Annotated in this window: 18 protein-coding genes; 14 read left to right on the top strand and 4 right to left on the bottom strand. The window is 70.5% G+C overall.

All coding sequences use genetic code 11. The annotated features are described in order from the left end of the window. Positions 1–96 precede the first annotated feature (96 nt). The 11 genes from ctaD to G3573_RS12305 all read left to right on the top strand — a co-directional run bounded on the left by ctaD (position 97) and on the right by G3573_RS12305 (position 9429). Positions 97–1749, top strand: a complete 1653-nt coding sequence (gene ctaD, locus G3573_RS12255; protein ID WP_163261370.1) for a cytochrome c oxidase subunit I — start codon at positions 97–99, stop codon at positions 1747–1749. Positions 1750–1816: 67 nt separating this feature from the next. Continuing rightward, on the top strand, positions 1817–2779 hold the full coding sequence (cyoE, locus tag G3573_RS12260) for a heme o synthase (protein ID WP_163261371.1): 963 nt from the start codon (positions 1817–1819) through the stop codon (positions 2777–2779). Then, entirely contained in the window at positions 2779–2916 is a 138-nt protein-coding gene (locus G3573_RS12265; protein WP_163261372.1) for a hypothetical protein, read from the top strand. Before cyoE ends, G3573_RS12265 begins: the two co-directional genes overlap by 1 nt. After that, the gene (locus tag G3573_RS12270; RefSeq protein ID WP_163261373.1) at positions 2916–3482 is read left to right on the top strand and encodes a cytochrome c oxidase assembly protein; all 567 of its coding nucleotides are present in this window, start codon (positions 2916–2918) and stop codon (positions 3480–3482) included. The genes G3573_RS12265 and G3573_RS12270 overlap by 1 nt, the downstream gene beginning before the upstream one ends. A 79-nt stretch (positions 3483–3561) precedes the next feature. Then, the gene (locus G3573_RS12275) at positions 3562–4440 is read left to right on the top strand and encodes a cytochrome c oxidase subunit 3 (protein ID WP_163261374.1); all 879 of its coding nucleotides are present in this window, start codon (positions 3562–3564) and stop codon (positions 4438–4440) included. Position 4441: 1 nt separating this feature from the next. Then, positions 4442–4807, top strand: a complete 366-nt coding sequence (locus G3573_RS12280; RefSeq protein ID WP_163261375.1) for a DUF983 domain-containing protein — start codon at positions 4442–4444, stop codon at positions 4805–4807. Then, positions 4794–5525: an SURF1 family cytochrome oxidase biogenesis protein gene (locus G3573_RS12285; protein WP_163261376.1), complete on the top strand. Its 732-nt coding sequence runs from the start codon at positions 4794–4796 to the stop codon at positions 5523–5525. The genes G3573_RS12280 and G3573_RS12285 overlap by 14 nt, the downstream gene beginning before the upstream one ends. After that, positions 5522–6787, top strand: a complete 1266-nt coding sequence (locus tag G3573_RS12290) for a pitrilysin family protein (RefSeq protein ID WP_346427372.1) — start codon at positions 5522–5524, stop codon at positions 6785–6787. Before G3573_RS12285 ends, G3573_RS12290 begins: the two co-directional genes overlap by 4 nt. 47 nt (positions 6788–6834) lie before the next feature. Beyond that, positions 6835–7422 carry a GNAT family protein gene (locus G3573_RS12295; protein WP_163261377.1) on the top strand — a complete coding sequence of 196 codons (588 nt, stop codon included), beginning with the start codon at positions 6835–6837 and terminating at the stop codon, positions 7420–7422. 29 nt (positions 7423–7451) lie between these two features. Next, the gene (locus G3573_RS12300) at positions 7452–9119 is read left to right on the top strand and encodes a bifunctional diguanylate cyclase/phosphodiesterase (protein ID WP_163261378.1); all 1668 of its coding nucleotides are present in this window, start codon (positions 7452–7454) and stop codon (positions 9117–9119) included. Between the two features lie 16 nt (positions 9120–9135). After that, positions 9136–9429: a hypothetical protein gene (locus tag G3573_RS12305; protein WP_163261379.1), complete on the top strand. Its 294-nt coding sequence runs from the start codon at positions 9136–9138 to the stop codon at positions 9427–9429. 30 nt (positions 9430–9459) lie between these two features. Here G3573_RS12305 and G3573_RS12310 read toward each other — a convergent pair whose 3' ends face one another. Together G3573_RS12310 and G3573_RS12315 are read right to left on the bottom strand one after the other, a co-directional pair. Then, positions 9460–11058, bottom strand: a complete 1599-nt coding sequence (locus G3573_RS12310; RefSeq protein WP_163261380.1) for a pentapeptide repeat-containing protein — start codon at positions 11056–11058, stop codon at positions 9460–9462. 54 nt (positions 11059–11112) lie between these two features. Then, positions 11113–12660 (bottom strand): pentapeptide repeat-containing protein, encoded by a 1548-nt coding sequence (locus G3573_RS12315; RefSeq protein WP_163261381.1) that lies wholly within the window; start codon positions 12658–12660, stop codon positions 11113–11115. Positions 12661–12818: 158 nt separating this feature from the next. Here G3573_RS12315 and G3573_RS12320 point away from each other — a divergent pair, with 158 nt between their 5' ends. Next, complete coding sequence (locus G3573_RS12320; RefSeq protein WP_163261382.1) at positions 12819–13574, top strand: helix-turn-helix transcriptional regulator; 756 nt, start codon at positions 12819–12821, stop codon at positions 13572–13574. Between the two features lie 4 nt (positions 13575–13578). Here the strand turns inward: G3573_RS12320 and G3573_RS12325 are convergent, their stop codons facing one another. Further along, positions 13579–14163 (bottom strand): YqgE/AlgH family protein, encoded by a 585-nt coding sequence (locus G3573_RS12325; protein ID WP_163261383.1) that lies wholly within the window; start codon positions 14161–14163, stop codon positions 13579–13581. A gap of 119 nt (positions 14164–14282) precedes the next feature. On the opposite strand from G3573_RS12325, the gene G3573_RS12330 reads away from it, so the two are divergent. Then, the gene (locus G3573_RS12330; protein WP_163261384.1) at positions 14283–14765 is read left to right on the top strand and encodes a peroxiredoxin; all 483 of its coding nucleotides are present in this window, start codon (positions 14283–14285) and stop codon (positions 14763–14765) included. A gap of 48 nt (positions 14766–14813) precedes the next feature. After that, positions 14814–15221, top strand: coding sequence for a DNA mismatch endonuclease Vsr (vsr, locus tag G3573_RS12335; RefSeq protein WP_163261385.1), 408 nt, complete (start codon positions 14814–14816; stop codon positions 15219–15221). On the opposite strand, the gene G3573_RS12340 is transcribed toward vsr, so the two are convergent. Then, on the bottom strand, positions 15218–16174 hold a 957-nt coding region (locus G3573_RS12340; RefSeq protein WP_205598229.1), incomplete at its 5' end, for a hypothetical protein. The two genes, vsr and G3573_RS12340, sit on opposite strands and share 4 nt — an antisense overlap.

The following is a 16174-nucleotide window of genomic DNA, read 5'->3' on the forward strand; positions in this document are numbered from 1 at the left end:
CGCGACGACCGCTCCGGCGGCCGCCGCCCCGCAACAACCCGCCGCGCCGGCCGCCGTGCCTGCGCCGGCCGCCCAGTAAAGAGTGAGAGGCTGACGATGGCCACGGCTCACGCGGTCGACCACCACGACCACGACCACAAACCCGGGTTCTTCACCCGCTGGTTCTTCTCGACCAACCACAAGGACATCGGCACGCTGTACCTGCTGTTCGCCATCATGGCGGGCATCGTGGGCGGCGCCCTGTCCGGCCTGATCCGCTGGGAACTGGCCGAACCGGGCATTCAGGTGTTCCGCGAAGGCTCGCTGCTGGCTCAGCTCGGCCTCGTCGAGCCCTCCAAGCACGGCTACAACGTCGTCGTCACCGCCCACGCCCTGATCATGATCTTCTTCATGGTCATGCCGGCGATGATCGGCGGGTTCGGCAACTGGTTCGTGCCGATCATGATCGGCGCGCCGGACATGGCCTTCCCGCGCATGAACAACGTGTCGTTCTGGCTGCTGGTCGCCGCCTGGGTGCTGCTCTGCCTGTCGATGTTCGTCGACGGCGGTCCGGGCCAGGGCTTCGGCGGCGGCTGGACGATCTATCCGCCGCTGTCCACCAAGGGCCACGCCGGCCCGGCCATGGACCTGGCGATCTTCTCGCTGCACGTGGCGGGCGCCAGCTCGATCCTCGGCGCGATCAACTTCATCACCACCATCTTCAACATGCGCGCGCCGGGCATGACCCTGCACCGGATGCCGCTGTTCGCCTGGTCGGTGCTGATCACCGCCTTCCTGCTGCTGCTGTCGCTGCCCGTCCTGGCCGGCGCCATCACCATGCTGCTGACCGACCGCAACTTCGGGACCCACTTCTTCGACCCGGCCGGCGGCGGCGACCCGGTGATGTTCCAGCACCTGTTCTGGTTCTTCGGTCACCCCGAAGTGTACATCCTGATCCTGCCCGGGTTCGGCATCATCAGCCACATCGTGTCGACCTTCTCGAAGAAGCCGGTCTTCGGCTACCTCGCGATGGCCTACGCCATGGTCGCCATCGGCTTCATCGGCTTCATCGTGTGGGCCCACCACATGTACACCGTGGGCATGAACATCAATCTGCGCGCCTACTTCGTGGCCGCGACGATGATCATCGCGGTTCCCACCGGCGTTAAGATCTTCTCGTGGATCGCGACGATGTGGGGCGGGTCGATCGACTTCAAGACGCCCATGCTGTGGGCGATGGGCTTCATCTTCCTGTTCACCGTCGGCGGCGTGACCGGCGTGGTGCTGTCGAACGCCGGCATCGACTACTCGCTGCACGACACCTACTACGTGGTGGCTCACTTCCACTACGTGCTGTCGCTGGGCGCGGTGTTCGCCATCTTCGCGGGCTTCTACTACTGGTTCGAGAAGATGTTCGGGGTGAAGTACAACGAAGCCCTGGGCGCCACCCACTTCTGGATCATGTTCATCGGCGTGAACCTGGTGTTCTTCCCGCAGCACTTCCTGGGTCTGCAGGGCATGCCGCGCCGCTACGTCGACTATCCGGAAGCCTTCACCCTCTGGAACCACGTGTCGTCGATCGGCTACGCGGTCACCGTCGTCGGCGTGATCGTCTTCCTGATCATGCTGGTCGAAGCCTTCGTGCGCCGTCGTAAGGGCGAGGCCAACCCGTGGGGCGAAGGCGCCACCACGCTGGAGTGGACCCTGTCTTCGCCGCCGCCGTTCCACCAGTTCAACGAACCGCCGGTGGTCAAGGCCGACAGCCACTAAGCATCCTTACTCAGGAGCTAAATCGGGGACGGGGCGCACAACGCTCCGTCCCCGACGTTTTAGGACCATGCCGCAAGCCCCCGTCGACGCCCCGGTCGCCAAGACCAAGCCGCCCGCCCTGCCGCAGGACTATTTCCAGCTGCTCAAGCCGCGGGTCATGTCGCTGGTGATCTTCACCGCGCTCACCGGCCTGGTGGCCGCGCCCGGCAAGATCCACTGGTTCCTGGCCGCCGTCGCGGTGTTCTGCGTCGCGGTCGGCGCCGGCGCGGCCGGCGCGCTGAACATGGCCATCGAGGGCGAGACCGACGCCCTGATGCGCCGCACCCGCGGCCGCCCCGTGGCGGCCGGGCGGGTCGCCAAGGGCGACGCCTTCGCCTTCGGGGTCATTCTGTCGGCCTTCGCGGTCATGCTGATGGGCATGGCGGTGAACTGGCTGGCCGCGGGCCTGCTGGCCTTCACCGTCGTCTACTACGCCTGGTTCTACACGGTGCTGCTGAAGCGCTCGACGCCGCAGAACATCGTGATCGGCGGCGCCGCCGGCGCCCTGCCGCCCGTGATCGGCTGGGCCGCGGCCGACGGCAGCCTGGCCCTGAACGCCTGGCTGATGTTCGCGATCATCTTCGTGTGGACGCCGCCCCACTCGTGGGCGCTGGCGCTCTACACCTCCGACGACTACGCCAAGGCGGGCATTCCGATGATGCCGGTGGCCAAGGGCCCCAAGTCCACCCGCCTGCAGATCTTCCTCTACAGCCTGGTGCTGGCCCCGCTGGCCGTCGTGCCGGTGTTCACGGGCCTCGGCGGCTGGCTCTACGGCGTGATCGCCGTCTGCGGCGGACTGGCCTTCGTCGGTCTGGCTTGGCGGGTGTATAGGAGCCGGGCCGGCGAGAAGCCGGGCGAGCGGGAGGAGGGCCTCTACGACGTCAAGGCCGAGGCCAAGACGGCGCGGGACCTCTTCGCCTTCTCGATCCTGTATCTGTTCGCCCTGTTCGCCGCCCTGCTGGTCGAACACGGCATCCCGGGAGTCGCTTGATGTCCGAACCGACCCAATCCGAGGCGCACAAGGCGCGGTCGCGGCGAAATGTCGCGCTGGGCGGGGCGCTGGCCCTGTTCGTGGTCCTGGTCTTCCTGGTGACCGTGGTGCGGCTCGCCCAGAACGTGGCCGGGTGATGCAGAAGAACGCCCGTGTCGCGGTGATCTGCGCCGTGGTGGTCGCCGGCATGGTCGGCGCCGCCTTCGCGGCCGTGCCGCTGTATCGCCTGTTCTGCCAGGTCACCGGCTTCGACGGCACGGTGCGCCGGGCCACCGCCGCGCCGACCACGGTGCTGGAGCGGCCGGTGAAGATCCGCTTCGACGCCAACGTCCGCGACCTGCCCTGGGATTTCAAAGCCGAGCAGGTGACCCAGGACCTGAAGGTCGGGGCCACGGGCCTGGCCTTTTTCAAGGTCACCAACCACGGCGACAAGCCGCTGACCGGCACCGCCGCCTACAACGTCGTGCCGGAAGGGGCGGGCCCCTACTTCCAGAAGCTGGAGTGCTTCTGCTTCCAGGCGCAGACCCTGCAGCCGGGCCAGACCATGGAATTCCCGGTCGCCTACTTCGTCGATCCGCAGCTGGCGACCGACCCGGAAACCAAGGGGATCCGCGAGATCACCCTGTCCTACACCTTCTATCCGACCGAAAAACCGCAGCCGAAGGCGAAGTCGGCCACGCCAGCCCTTGGCGGAGCGGGCTAGGCGGGTCTATAGCCACACACCAAGAATCTGATCCTCCCCGTCGCATGCGCGCGGGGACCGGGGGTTGAGTTAAAGCGCCATGGCCCACGACGCCGTCAAACACGACTACCATCTCGTCAATCCGAGCCCGTGGCCGCTGGTCGGCTCGATCGCCGCCACGGTGATGTTCATCGGCGCGGTGATCTGGATGAAGGGCCTGTTCGGCCTGGAGAAGGGCACCTGGGCGGTCTTCGCCGCCGGCTTCGGCCTGATGCTCTACACCTTCATCGGCTGGTGGAGCGACGTGATCAAGGAAAGCCGCGCCGGCGACCACACGCCGGTCGTGTCCATCGGCCTGCGCTACGGCATGGTCCTGTTCATCGCCTCGGAAGTCATGTTCTTCGTGGCGTGGTTCTGGATCTTCTTCGAGATGGCGATCTTCCATCACAGCCGGACCTTCTCGGCGATCGAGGAAGTGCGCACCGCCTGGTCGACCTGGCCCCCGGCCGGCGTCGAGACCCTCGACCCGTTCCACCTGCCGCTGGTCAACACCATCATCCTGCTGCTGTCCGGCACGACCGTGACCTGGGCCCACCACGCCCTGCAGCACGGCGACACCAAGGGCGCCAAGACCGGCCTGCTGCTGACCGTCCTGCTCGGCCTGCTGTTCACCAGCGTCCAGGCCTACGAGTACGGCCACATCATCCACGAGAAGCTGTTCTTCTCGGAGAACGCCGCCAACTCGGGCCTGTACGGTTCGGCCTTCTTCATGGCCACCGGCTTCCACGGTTTCCACGTCGTGGTCGGCACCCTGTTCCTGATCGTCTGCCTGCTGCGCCTGATGGCCGGCAACATGACCCCGCAGAAGCACTTCGGCTTCGAAGCGGCGGCCTGGTACTGGCACTTCGTCGACGTGGTCTGGCTGTTCCTGTTCGCCTTCATCTACGTGGCGTTCGGCGGCTCGGGCCCGCACGCCTGACGTGGCGGGCGGTCCCAACCCGTTCCTGGCGGGGATCGCCGGCCGCTGCCCGAACTGCGGTCAAGGCCGCCTGTTCTCGGGCTTCCTGAAAGTGGCGGACCGCTGCGCGGTCTGCGGTTTCGATCTGAAGACGGCGGACACCGGCGACGGTCCCGCCGTCTTCGTCATTTTGATCGCCGGTTTCCTGGTCGCCTTCGCCGCGCTGGCGGTCGAGATCGCCTACCGGCCGCCGATCTGGCTGCACCTGGTGGTGTGGTTGCCGCTGGCGCTGGTGGTGTGCCTCGGCCTGCTGCGCCCGCTGAAGGGCGTCATGGTCGCCCTGCAATTCCACAACCGAGCTTCCGAAGTGCGCAATGACGACTTCTAAGGGCGACCGCTCCTTTCCGGTCGTCCTGACCGTCTTCACCGCCGTGGCCCTGGCGATCCTGGTCGCGCTCGGCATGTGGCAGGTGCAGCGCCGCGCCTGGAAGGAAGACCTGCTGGCCCGCATCGAGGCGCTGAAGACCGCCCCGCCGCGCCCGGTCGAATCGCTGCTGGTCGCCGGCGCGCGCGGCGAGGACATCGAGTTCTCGCGCGTCACCGCCGTGTGCCCGGGCCTGAACGTCGCCCCCTTCGTCGAGCTCTACGCCCTGCGCGAGGGCGAGATCGGCTCGCGCCTGATCTCGGCCTGCCCGGTCGAGGGCACGCCCTACGGGGTCGTGCTGGTCGACCGCGGCTTCGTGCCGGAGACCATCTCCTCCCGCCCGCCGGTGGACGCGACCGCGCGCAACCCGGTGACGGTGACCGGCGTGCTGCGCTCGCCCGACGCCCGCACCTTCGTGACGCCGGAGAACCGGCCCGACGAGAGCCGCTTCTTCTCGCGCGACGCCGTGGCCATGGCCTCCGCCCTGGACGCGCGTAAGCCCGCGCCCTGGTTCCTGATGGTCGAGACCTCGACCAACCCGGAGTGGCAGGCGCTTGACCCGTCGCCCCTGCCGGCCGCCATCTCCAACCGCCACCTCGAGTACGCCCTGACCTGGTTCGGCCTGGCCGCGGCCCTGCTCGGCGTCTACGTCGCGGCGGTCTGGCGCCGGATGCGCCCGTGAGCGCGCGCCTGCACCGACTGTCGAACGGCGTGCGGGTCCTGTGCGACCCGATGCCGGAGCTCGAGACCATCGCGGTCTCGGTCGTCGTGCGCGGCGGCGCGCGCTGGGAGACGCCTGCCCAGTCGGGCTGGTCGCACCTGCTGGAGCACATGGTGTTCAAAGGCGCGGGCAAACGCTCCGCCCGCGAGATCGTCGAACATATCGAGGCCGAGGGCGGCAATCTGAACGCCGCCACCGGCTACGAGCGCACCAGCTATCAGGTCCGCGCGCTGCGCGACGGCCTGCCGCTGGCGCTGGAGGTGGTCTCCGACCTGCTGTTCCGCCCGACCCTGGCCGAGATCGAACTGGAGCGCGAGAAGTCGGTCATCGACCAGGAAATCGCCGAGGCCTTCGACACGCCCGACGACTGGGTGTTCGAGCTGGCCCAGGCCCGCGCCTTCGCCGACCAGCCGCTGGGCCGCCCGATCCTGGGCTCCACCGAGAGCGTCGCGGCCGCCGGTCGGGCCGCGCTGGACGCCTTCCGCCGGAGCCTTTACGCGCCGGAGCGGATCGTCGTCTCGGTCGCTGGCGCGGTGGAGGAGGGCGAGCTGCTGCGCCAGGCCGAGCGCTGGTTCGGCGACGTCGACGCGGGCGTGCATGCGCCCGAGCCCGAGCCCGGCCGCTTTGTCGGCGGGACCGCCACGCTCGGCCGCCGCATCGAGCAGGCCAACTGCGTGTGGCAGCTGCCGGCCGCCGGCGCGCGTGACGACAGCTATTACGCGCTTCGCCTGTTCGCCGAGATCCTGGGCGGCGGCATGGCCTCGCGCCTGTTCCAGAGCGCCCGCGAGGAGCGGGGTCTGGCCTACTCGATCGACGCCTATGCGGACTCCTACGAGGACACCGGCGTGCTCGGCGTCTACGCTGGCTGCGCCGCCGACCGCGCCGCGGAGCTGTCGCACCTGGTCGCCGCCCAGGTGAAGGGCCTGGCCGAGGCGCCCAAGGCCGCGGAGCTGACCCGGGCCAAGGCGCAGCTGAAGGCCTCGCTGTTCATGGCCCAGGAATCGCCCCTGGCCCGCGCCGAGCGCGCCGCCGGCCAGACCTTCCTGTTCGATCGCCCGCTGACCGTCGCCGAGATCCGCGCCGGCGTGGACGAGACCAGCCTGGACGACCTCAAGCGCGTCGGCGAACGGGCCCTGTCGCCCGCGCGGGCCGCGGTGGCCGTGCTGGGGCCGCGCGCCGCCTTCGGCGCCGCCAAGGCCTTCGCGCCGGCGCTGTTCCTCTGAGCTGACCCCTCTCCCCCGAAGGGCGGAGGAGGGGGTATAGTCCCTCCATGGCCCTCCTGGACTGGATCTCGTCCGACGCGGCCCTCGTGCTGGAGGGGGAGGGCGTTCGGCTGCGGCCGCCGCGTTCCAACGACTACGCCGAATGGTCCGAGCTGCGCGCGGTCTCCCGCGACTTCCTGCAGCCCTGGGAGCCGACCTGGCCGGCCGACGATCTCAGCCGCGCCGCCTTCCGCCGCCGCCTGGCCGCCTATGCGCGCGACATGGACGCCGGCACCGCCTACCCGTTCTTCGTGCTGCGGGCTGAGGACGACCGGCTGGTCGGCGGCCTGACCCTGTCCAACGTCCGCCGCGGCGTCGCCCAGTCCGCCTCGCTCGGCTACTGGGTCGGGCGGCCGTATGCGCGTCACGGCTACACCCTGGCGGCCGTGCACGCGGCCACGCGCTTCGCCTTCGAGCGGCTGCGGCTGCACCGGCTGGAGGCCGCCTGCCTGCCGTCCAACGCCCCTTCACGCGCTTTGTTGTTGAAAGCCGGGTTCCGCGAGGAGGGAACGGCACGGGCTTATTTGAAAATTAACGGCGGATGGCGAGACCATCTCCTGTTCGGCCTGCTCGAAGAGGAGGCTGGGCTGGGGTGACTTGATTTTTGTGTCCGGGGACTGCGCGCTTGTCCGACAGGTCTAGAAGCTTGGCGTGGGATCCGACCACGGCACTGGAGGCGCTGGCCGCCGCCGACGTGGCCCTTTGGACGTGGACTCCGTCCGAAGATCGCCTGCGCCTGACCGGCGCCACCCGTTCGCTGGGCCTCGGCCCGCTCGCCCCCGAATGCACCGGCGCGGCCTTCGCCGCCCTGGCCATGCCCCAGGACCGGGCCCTGGCCGAGCATCTGCTGAAGAGCCGCGACGAAGGCGAAGAGATCACCGTGCGCCTGCGCATGCGCGGCGCCGAAACCTGCATCTGGCGCGGCGTGTGGCTGGAGGACGGCCTGCGCGCCGCCGGCGTGGCCGCGCTCGAGGTCAAGTTCGCCGGCTCCGACACCGACGCCCTGACCGGCCTGCTGGACCGGCGGGCTTTCGTGCAGCGCGCCCGCGAGGCGCTGGCCCAGCCGGGCGACTACGAACTGGTCGTCGCCGACCTGGACCGGCTGCGCCGCCTGAACGAGGCGCTCGGCCACGAGCGCGCCGACCTGGTGCTGGCCGCGCTGGGCTCGCGCCTGGCCGCCGCCTTCCCGAAGGGCGCCATTCCCGCCCGCATCGGCGAGGACGAATTCGCCGTGCTGGCCCCCGACGGCGTGGCCAAGCCGGCCGACCGCCTGCGCGCCGCCCTGGAGCAGCCGCTGCGGGTCGCGGGCTTCGACATCTATCCGACCGTCTCCATCGGCGCCGTGAAGGCCGAGGGCGGCCCGGACGCCGCGGAAGCGGCCGAACTGCTGCGCCGGGCCGAACTGGCGGTGGAAGCCGCCAAGACCGGCGGACAACGCGGCGGGGCGGCCGACTACGGCCGCGCGCTGGAAAGCGACAGCCTCTCGCGCCTGGCCATGGAGGCGGACCTCCGCAACGCCTTCGCCAAGGGCGAGATCGTCCCGTTCTACCAGCCGATCGTCAGCCTGGAGACCGGCGCGGTCGCCGGCTTCGAGGCCCTCGCCCGCTGGCGCCACCCGCGCAAGGGCATCGTGCCGCCCGACGAGTTCCTGACCCTGGCCCAGGAAATGGGCCTGATGGACGACCTGGGCCTGCACATGATGCAGACCTCGGCGCGGCAGCTGGCCGAGTGGCTGCACCGCCACCCGACCGCCGGCGCCCTGTTCGTCAGCGTCAACCTGTCGACCGGCGAGATCGAGCGCGACGGCCTGATGCAGGACGTCAGCCGCATCCTGAAAGAGACCGGCCTGCCGAAGGGCGCGCTGAAGCTGGAAGTCACCGAAAGCGACATCATGCGCGATCCCGATCGCGCGGCGGTGATCCTGAAGGCCCTGAAGGACGCGGGCGCCAGCCTGGCGCTGGACGACTTCGGCACCGGCTTCTCGTCGCTGTCCTACCTGGCCCGCCTGCCGTTCGACACGCTGAAGATCGACCGCTACTTCGTGCGCACCATGGGTTCGGACGACGGCTCGGCCAAGATCGTCCGCTCGGTCGTGGCGCTGGGCCGCGACCTGTCGCTGGAGGTGGTGGCCGAGGGCGTCGAGAACGCCGCCCTGGCGCGCCAGCTGCTGTCGGTCGGCTGCCACTACGGGCAGGGCTTCGGCTACGCCCCGGCGCTGGCCGCCCAGGAGGCCGAGGTCTACCTCAACGAGTCGCTCGCCGACGGCTTCGCGCCGATCAAGTCGCGAGGGTAGGGTAGGGGCGTCTGTCGTGTTGCTCGGCGTTTACACGGACCTGCGCGGCGTTCGGACGAGCATGGATCTGGACGCCGCGGTCGACTTCATCGGCGGCGTCGGCGCGCGCTCCGGCTGGCTGGCCCTGGTGATCTACATTCCCGAACAGTCGGCCTTCATCGAGGTGAGGGACGGCTCGGCCCCCGAAGCCGAGCAGGTGAGCGAACAATACCTGGTCGAGAACTTCGCGGTCAGCGCCGCGCAGATCCGCGCGGTGAAGCAGGCCCCGGCGAAGTGGGAGTTCATCGATCTGCGCAAGCGCGCGGCCTGACGCGTTCGCCGACCGGGGCCGACCCGGCCCTCACTTCGCCCGAACCGGGTCGCCCTCCATGTTGGTCAGGCCGTCGAACTCGACGTCGCCGGCCGGCACGCGGGTGAGGCGCCCGCCGAAGCTCGCGCGCGCGCCGCAGCTGGCGTAGCCGGCGTCCGGGTCCTCCAGGATCTCGGCGTGCTCGCCCCAGAGGCGGAACACGTCCGCCCAGGTCCCCGGCTTGTCCGAGTAATCGGGCCGCGGGCCGCCGTACCAGCCGCTCTTGTCGCCCATGGCCAGGGTGCCGTCGCTCTCGCGCCCGAACAGGCTGCAGCTGTGGCCGTTGCCGCCCCAGGCCTCGCCGTAGGCGTACATGCGCCCGCCCGCCTCGGCGCGGACGTAGAGCGTCTGCCACGAACTGGAGACGATCACCGGCAGGACCTTCCGGTAGAGCGCGGTCTGGCGGAAGTCGTCGGACACCGGCAGGTCGTCGCTGATGTAGAGCGCCTCGGTCCCCGGCGTCAGCCAGGCTGGCGCGCCCAGGCTCTTCTGCAGCACGGCGATGCGGGCGGCGTACCAGGTGCGCAGGCAGTCGTCCGCGTCCTGGAACCGCTTGGGATCGAGGCAAGCTGAACGGGTGCCCAGCCAGCGCTGCTGATCGGCCGTCGTCGTGTGGCCCGCGGCGAGGGTCATTCGGTAGAGTTCGGCCAGGTTGCGATCCAGCTCCGCCACGCCCCAGGCGCTCCCGTCGCAGATCCGGCGCTCCACCGGCGTCGAGGCCTTGGCGCAGTCGAAGCTGGGGCCGGTCGGCTCCGGCGCGGGCTCGCCCCAGGCCGCCAGCAGCGTGCGCCACTCCTGCGGCGTCAGGCTGACCGTCGCCTGCCCGTAGGCGCTGGCGCGCACGGTCACCGGGCCGGCGGGGACCGCCTCGCGCAACTGCGGCAGGTCCGTGAGTTCGACGTTGGCGCCGTTCAGACGCGCGCCCGCCACCTTGCCGAAGCTGGCGGCCATGTGCGTGCGGGTCAACTGAGCGCCGCGCAGGTCGATCCCGCCGTCGGTCTCGCAGTTCCAGTCGCCCACGATCATGCCGCAGTAGAGCGAGGCGTCGGTCAGGTTGGCGCCGCTGAGGTCGAGGTTCTCGAACCCGCCGCCAGCCATGGCCGTGCGCGTCAGGTCGGCCTTGGACGCCTTGGCCCCGTCCAGCCGGCTGTCCAGCAGCACGGCCGAGCGCAGGGCCGCGCCGGCCAGGTTCGCGCCGGTCAGGTCGCTGCGGATGAAGACGAGGTTCGAGGTCTTGGTCCCGGTCCAGACCGTCCCCGACAGGTCGGAGTCCACGAAGCAGATCCTGTCCAGCTTCAGCCGGGACATGTCCGCGCCCTTCAGCTGGGCGCCGTGGACCACCACGGTCTTGCCGGACCACTGCTTCAGGTCCTTCGGATCGGTCAGATCGGAGTCGACCACGATGTCCGGCTCGAGCCACGGCGAGACCTCGCCGGTCTTGGCCGCGCCGCGCTCGACGCGGAAGGCCTGCACCGTGTCGGATTCGCATCCGAGGTCGTCCTGCGCCCAGGCCTGGCCGGCGGCCAGCAGGGCCGTAGCCGCCGCCGTCGCGCCGAGCAGGCGGCGCAGGTGCGCCTTACACGTGTTCATCTCCGCCCCCGTGGACTCGCGCCGAAGCGCGGCTTCTCTGTTGGATGATCGCCGTTACGGCTGCGCAGGTCGATAGTCCGCCCAGGATCCCGGCACCCGGGTCATCGGGCCGAAGCTGGCCCGCGCCCCGCAGCCGAAATAGTCCGAGAACTGGCGTCCGCGCTCCTCGCTCGCCACCTCGGCGTGTTCGCCCCAAAGCCGCAAAACATCCTCCCACCGGCGCTGGTCCGTGTCGTAGGGCTTGTGCGGCCCGCCGAACCAGCCGGTCTCCGGGTTCAGGGTGAACGCAGCCAGGCTCCCTTCGTCGCCGAGGGTGCACTCATGGCCGTTGGAGCCCCAGGCGAAACCGCTGGCCCGCAGGCGTCCGGTGTCCGTGGCGGTGACGATCACCGTGCTCATCGAGCTGTCGACGATCACCGGCAGCAGCTTGCGATAGAGGGCCGTCTGCTTGAATTCGGCGCGCACGGGCAGATCGGTGTCGACGTACACCGCCTGGACGCCCGGCTGCAGCCAGTCCGGCGGCCCCAGGCGAAGCGTGAGCGCTTCGATGCGCGCCCGATAAGCGTCGCTCAGGCAGGTCTCCGCGTCCTTCGTCGACATGCATCCGCTTCGCGTCGCGAGCCAGGTCCTCTGGTCGTCAGGCGTCACGCGCCGCGCGGCCAGAGCCTCGCGGTAGATCCGTCCGAGATCGGCGTCGAGCTCCGCCAGCCAAGATACGTGGCCATACGTCGGCGGCGCGCAAATCCGGCGTTCGACGGGCGTGCGCGCCAGCTCGCAGTCGAACGAGGGACCGTGCGCGTCGGTCTTCCAGGCCGCCAACAGGGCTCGCCACTCCGCGCCGGAAATTTTGACCCTCGCCCCGCCATAGCCCGAGGCTTCGATCACCACCGGCCCGACCACCTCGGCGTCACGAAAGCGGGCGATCTGGCGTAGCTGCACCGTCGCCCCCTTGAGGCGCGCGCCTTCCAGCAGCCAGTTGTCGAGCAGGTACCAGTCCAGGCGGGTGCGGGTCATGTTCGCCTGGCGGGCGTCGACCGGCTTGTCGGGCCATTCGCAGTCCTCGCCGTTGATCAGGCTGCAGGTCAGCACGAAGTCGGTCAGGTCGGCGTTGCTCAGGTCCAGGCCGCTGACGCTGCTGGCCGCCATCGTCGCGCCGGTCAGGTTGGCGAAGGCTGCGTTCGCGCCGTCCAGCTTGGCGTGGAAGAACTGCGCGCCGCGCAGGTCGGCCGTCGCCAGAGTGGCCCCGCTGAGGTCGGTGAAGGCGAAGGCGAGGCGCTCGCCCTGTCCCGCGCGCCAGTTCGACCCGGACAGGTCGGTCTCCTCGAAGCACACGTCGGCCAGGTGCAGGGCGGTGAAGTCCGCGCCGGCGAATTTTGCGTTCCGAACGATGATCGGCTTGCCCGCATAGCGCTGCAGATCGGCCGGTCCCTTCAGCGTCGCACCGTCGACCACCTGCGCGCCCTTCCAAGCGAAAGTCGCCGCCACGTCCTTCCGGTAGTCCGCCGGGCTGACCCCGGAGCAGGCGCTGTCGGCCTGGGCCGCGCCCGCCGTCAGCATCGCCCAGGCCAGGACGCCCGCCGCCGCCGTCCATTTCAGCCCCATCTCGTCCACTCCCCTGAGCACCAACGCCGACGAGGGTGGCCGCCGGGCGGCGACCGCGCCATCGGCGGCTTCGGCCGGTCTCGGCCGCCGGCCGCCTTGCTGTGGCGGCGACGCAGCCGCTATGTGAGGATTTGTACGGATCGGTCCGGGGGGACGACGTGACGGCGGAAGCAGACCTGTCCGGCGAGGAGAGCCGGGCGATCGCGGCGCGGGTGCGCGAGGCGCTGGCCCGGCGGCGCATGTCGCGCCAGGGCCTGGCCGACGCCGCGCGGATCAGCGTCTCCACACTTGAGAAGGCCCTGGCCGGCAGCCGGCCGTTCACCCTGGCCACCACCCTTCGCATCGAACAGGCGCTGGGCGTGACCCTGCGCGCGGCCGCTCCGGTCGAGGCCGGGCCGCGGGCCGCGGGGGTCGCCCCGGACGATCTCGGCGCCTACGCCCGGGCGGCGGTGAGCTGGCTGGAGGGCGACTACCTCACCCTGCGTCCGTCGTTCGAGGCGGCCGACGCGCTCTACGCGTACCGGACAGAGATCGCCTGGGACGAGGCGGCCGCCTGCCTGGCCTTCCGCGAAGCGGCGCGGCTGGACGCGGGCTTCACCCAGAAGGGGCGGGTGTCGCTGCCGCACCAGTCGGGCCACGTCTATCTGCTGACCAACGAGCACGGCCAGGTACGCCTGATCACCCTGGCGCGGCCGACCATCACGGGCGAGCTCTACGGCCTGCTCTCGACCCTGCAGGCCGGCCCGGGTTCGCACCTGACCCCGGTGGCCGCGCCTATCGCCCTGATCCCGCTGGCGCGCCTGTCGGAGCCGTCCTTCGGCCGGATCGGGCCGGATCACGCGGCGCACGCGGATTACCGCGAGCGGCTGGCGCGCGTGGCGGGGCAGGGGTTCGCCCGCTTCGTCGCGGGCTAGGCGTTCACGCCCGGCCGGTCTGGCCCGACAGGTGGGAGGAGCTGATGCCCATGCGGGCCAGGGCCCGGCTCCACTTGCCGTCGTGGTCCTCGTCGAACAGCAGGTCGAGGTCCAGCGGCGCGGTCAGCCAGACGTTCTCGCGCAGCTCCGTCTCCAGCTGGCCCGGGCCCCAGCCGGCATAGCCCAGCGCCAGCATCGAGCGCCTGGGCGCCACGGCCGGGTCGGCCAGGGCCTTCAGCACCTCGCGGGTGGCGGTCAGCCTCAGGCCTTCGCCGATCTCCATGGACGCGCCCGGGATCTCGTAGTCGTCGGAGTGCAGGACGAAGCCGCGCTCGGTCTCCACCGGGCCGCCGGCCAGCACCAGCTGGTGAGGGTTGCGCGGCGCGCCGCCGACGTCGAGGCGGGCGAGCACGGCGCCGACCGTGGTGTCCTCGACCGGCTTGTTCACCCGCACGCCCATGGCGTGCTGGCCGGAGTGGATGCAGACCAGGACCACCGCGCGTTCGAAGCGCGGATCGCTGATGCCGGGCATGGCGATCAGCAGGCGTCCGGCCAGGGACTCGATCTCGTCAGGCGCGGGCTCAGTCATGGCTCATCATCATCCCAGCCGTTAACCCATGCAAGGCCGCCCGCTTGGCGTTGCGGGCGGGCGCCGTTATCTCACTGCCCGACCGGGACGCGCCCGCGGCCCCGCCAAGGAGAACTGCTATGACCATCAAAGAAGGCGACAAGCTCCCTGAGGCGACCTTCATGACCATGACGGGCGAAGGTCCCAAGCCGATGACCACCGACGAGGTGTTCAAGGACAAGACCGTCGTGCTGTTCGCCGTTCCCGGCGCCTTCACGCCGACCTGCTCGGCCCGTCACCTGCCGGGCTTCGTCGACAGCGCCGCCGACCTGAAGGCCAAGGGCGTCGACGCCATCGCCTGCCTGTCGGTCAACGACGCCTTCGTGATGGGCGCCTGGGGCGACAACGCCGGCACCGGCGAAGACGTGCTGATGCTGGCCGACGGCAACGGCGACTTCACCAAGAAGCTCGGCCTGGCCATGGACGCCTCCAAGTTCGGCATGGGCGAGCGTTCGCAGCGCTACGCCATGCTGGTGAAGAACGGCGTGGTCGAGAAGCTGAACGTCGAGGCCCCGGGCGAATTCCGCGTGTCCTCGGCCGAGCACGTGCTGGGCCAGCTGTAATTTGTGCGCGCCCCGCCGCCGACGGCGGCGGGGCGCGTTTCACCGTCGATGACGGACGTATTTTCCCCCGCCAAGCGCTCCGAGGTGATGGGGCGCGTGAAGCAGAAGGACACCGGGCCTGAGCTGAAGGTCCGCAAGGCGCTCACCCGGCTGGGCTACCGCTATCGCCTGCACCGGCGCGACCTGCCCGGTTCGCCCGACGTGGTGTTTCCCGGGCGGAAGATCGCCCTGTTCGTCCACGGTTGCTTCTGGCACGGCCACGACTGCCCGCGCGGCGCGCGTCAGCCCAAGGCCAACGCCGAGTACTGGTCGGCCAAGATCGCCCGCAACCGCGCCCGTGACGCCGAAGCCCAGGCCGCGCTGACAGCCCGGGGGTGGCGCCCGCTCACCGTCTGGGAATGCGAACTGCGCGACACCCCCGCGCTTGAGGCGCGGCTGAAGCGCGAACTGGGCTAGCGCTTCGCGAACAGCTGGCCGAGCTCCGCGCGCAGGCGGCCTTCCTGGGCCAGGCGCAGCAGCGAGCCGTGCCCGCCGAAGCCCGCCAGCGGCCGCAGGGTCACGCCGTGGACGCCCTCGACCTGGGTCGCGTGCGCCCGGTCCTCCGGCATGCCCTCGCCGTAGAACAGGTCGACGCGCGCCTTGCGGGCGGGATCGCGCAGCTTGGCCTCGATGTCGCGCTGCTCGTGCGGCACGCTGCGGTACAGGCGGTCGGCGAAGGCGCGGGCGCGGTGGTCGACGCTCTTCAGCTTGCCGATCAGGGTGGTGGGCGAGCCGAAGCCGATGATCTGCTCGGCGCCCATGTCGATGCCGTAGGAGATCGCGCCCACGCCGCCGGCCGAATTGCCGACGGTGATCAGCCGGCGCACGCCCAGCGCGTCGAGCATGCCCCTCAGCTTGGCCAGGGTGCCGGCGTAGTCGGGCGCCAGGGACGGCATGCCGGTCAGGTACAGCAGCCGCTGGTGGTCGCGCAGATAGACGGCGGTGAAGTCGTGCTCGGCCAGATAGCGGTCGAACATCGGGATCGGCATGACCAGCTGGTCGGCCAGGCCCATGAACACCAGCACGGCGGTGTCGCTGGATCCGCGCACGATCTGCAGCTCGCGCTTCGGATCGTCCTGGATCAGCGGCCGGCGCAGGGCCGCGTCCGGCGGCACGTCGTTGCGGTAGAGGGTCTCGAGTATCAGCTCGGCCTCGGTGGTGCGGCCGGCGCGCTGCAGCACGCGGGCGCTGTTCAGCACCCAGCGCGGACGCGACGGCTCCAGCCGCATCAGCTCGCCGAACAGGGCCAGCGAGCGGTCGATCTCGCCCAGCGCGTCGCACAGGCGCGCAGCCCGCTCCAGCACCTCGGGCTCCGCGCCGCCGGCGGCCAGCGCACGCTCGACCGCCTCGACCGCGGCGCGGCCGTCGCC

This window comes from Caulobacter sp. 17J65-9, from assembly GCF_010975005.1.
GTDB lineage: Bacteria > Pseudomonadota > Alphaproteobacteria > Caulobacterales > Caulobacteraceae > 17J80-11.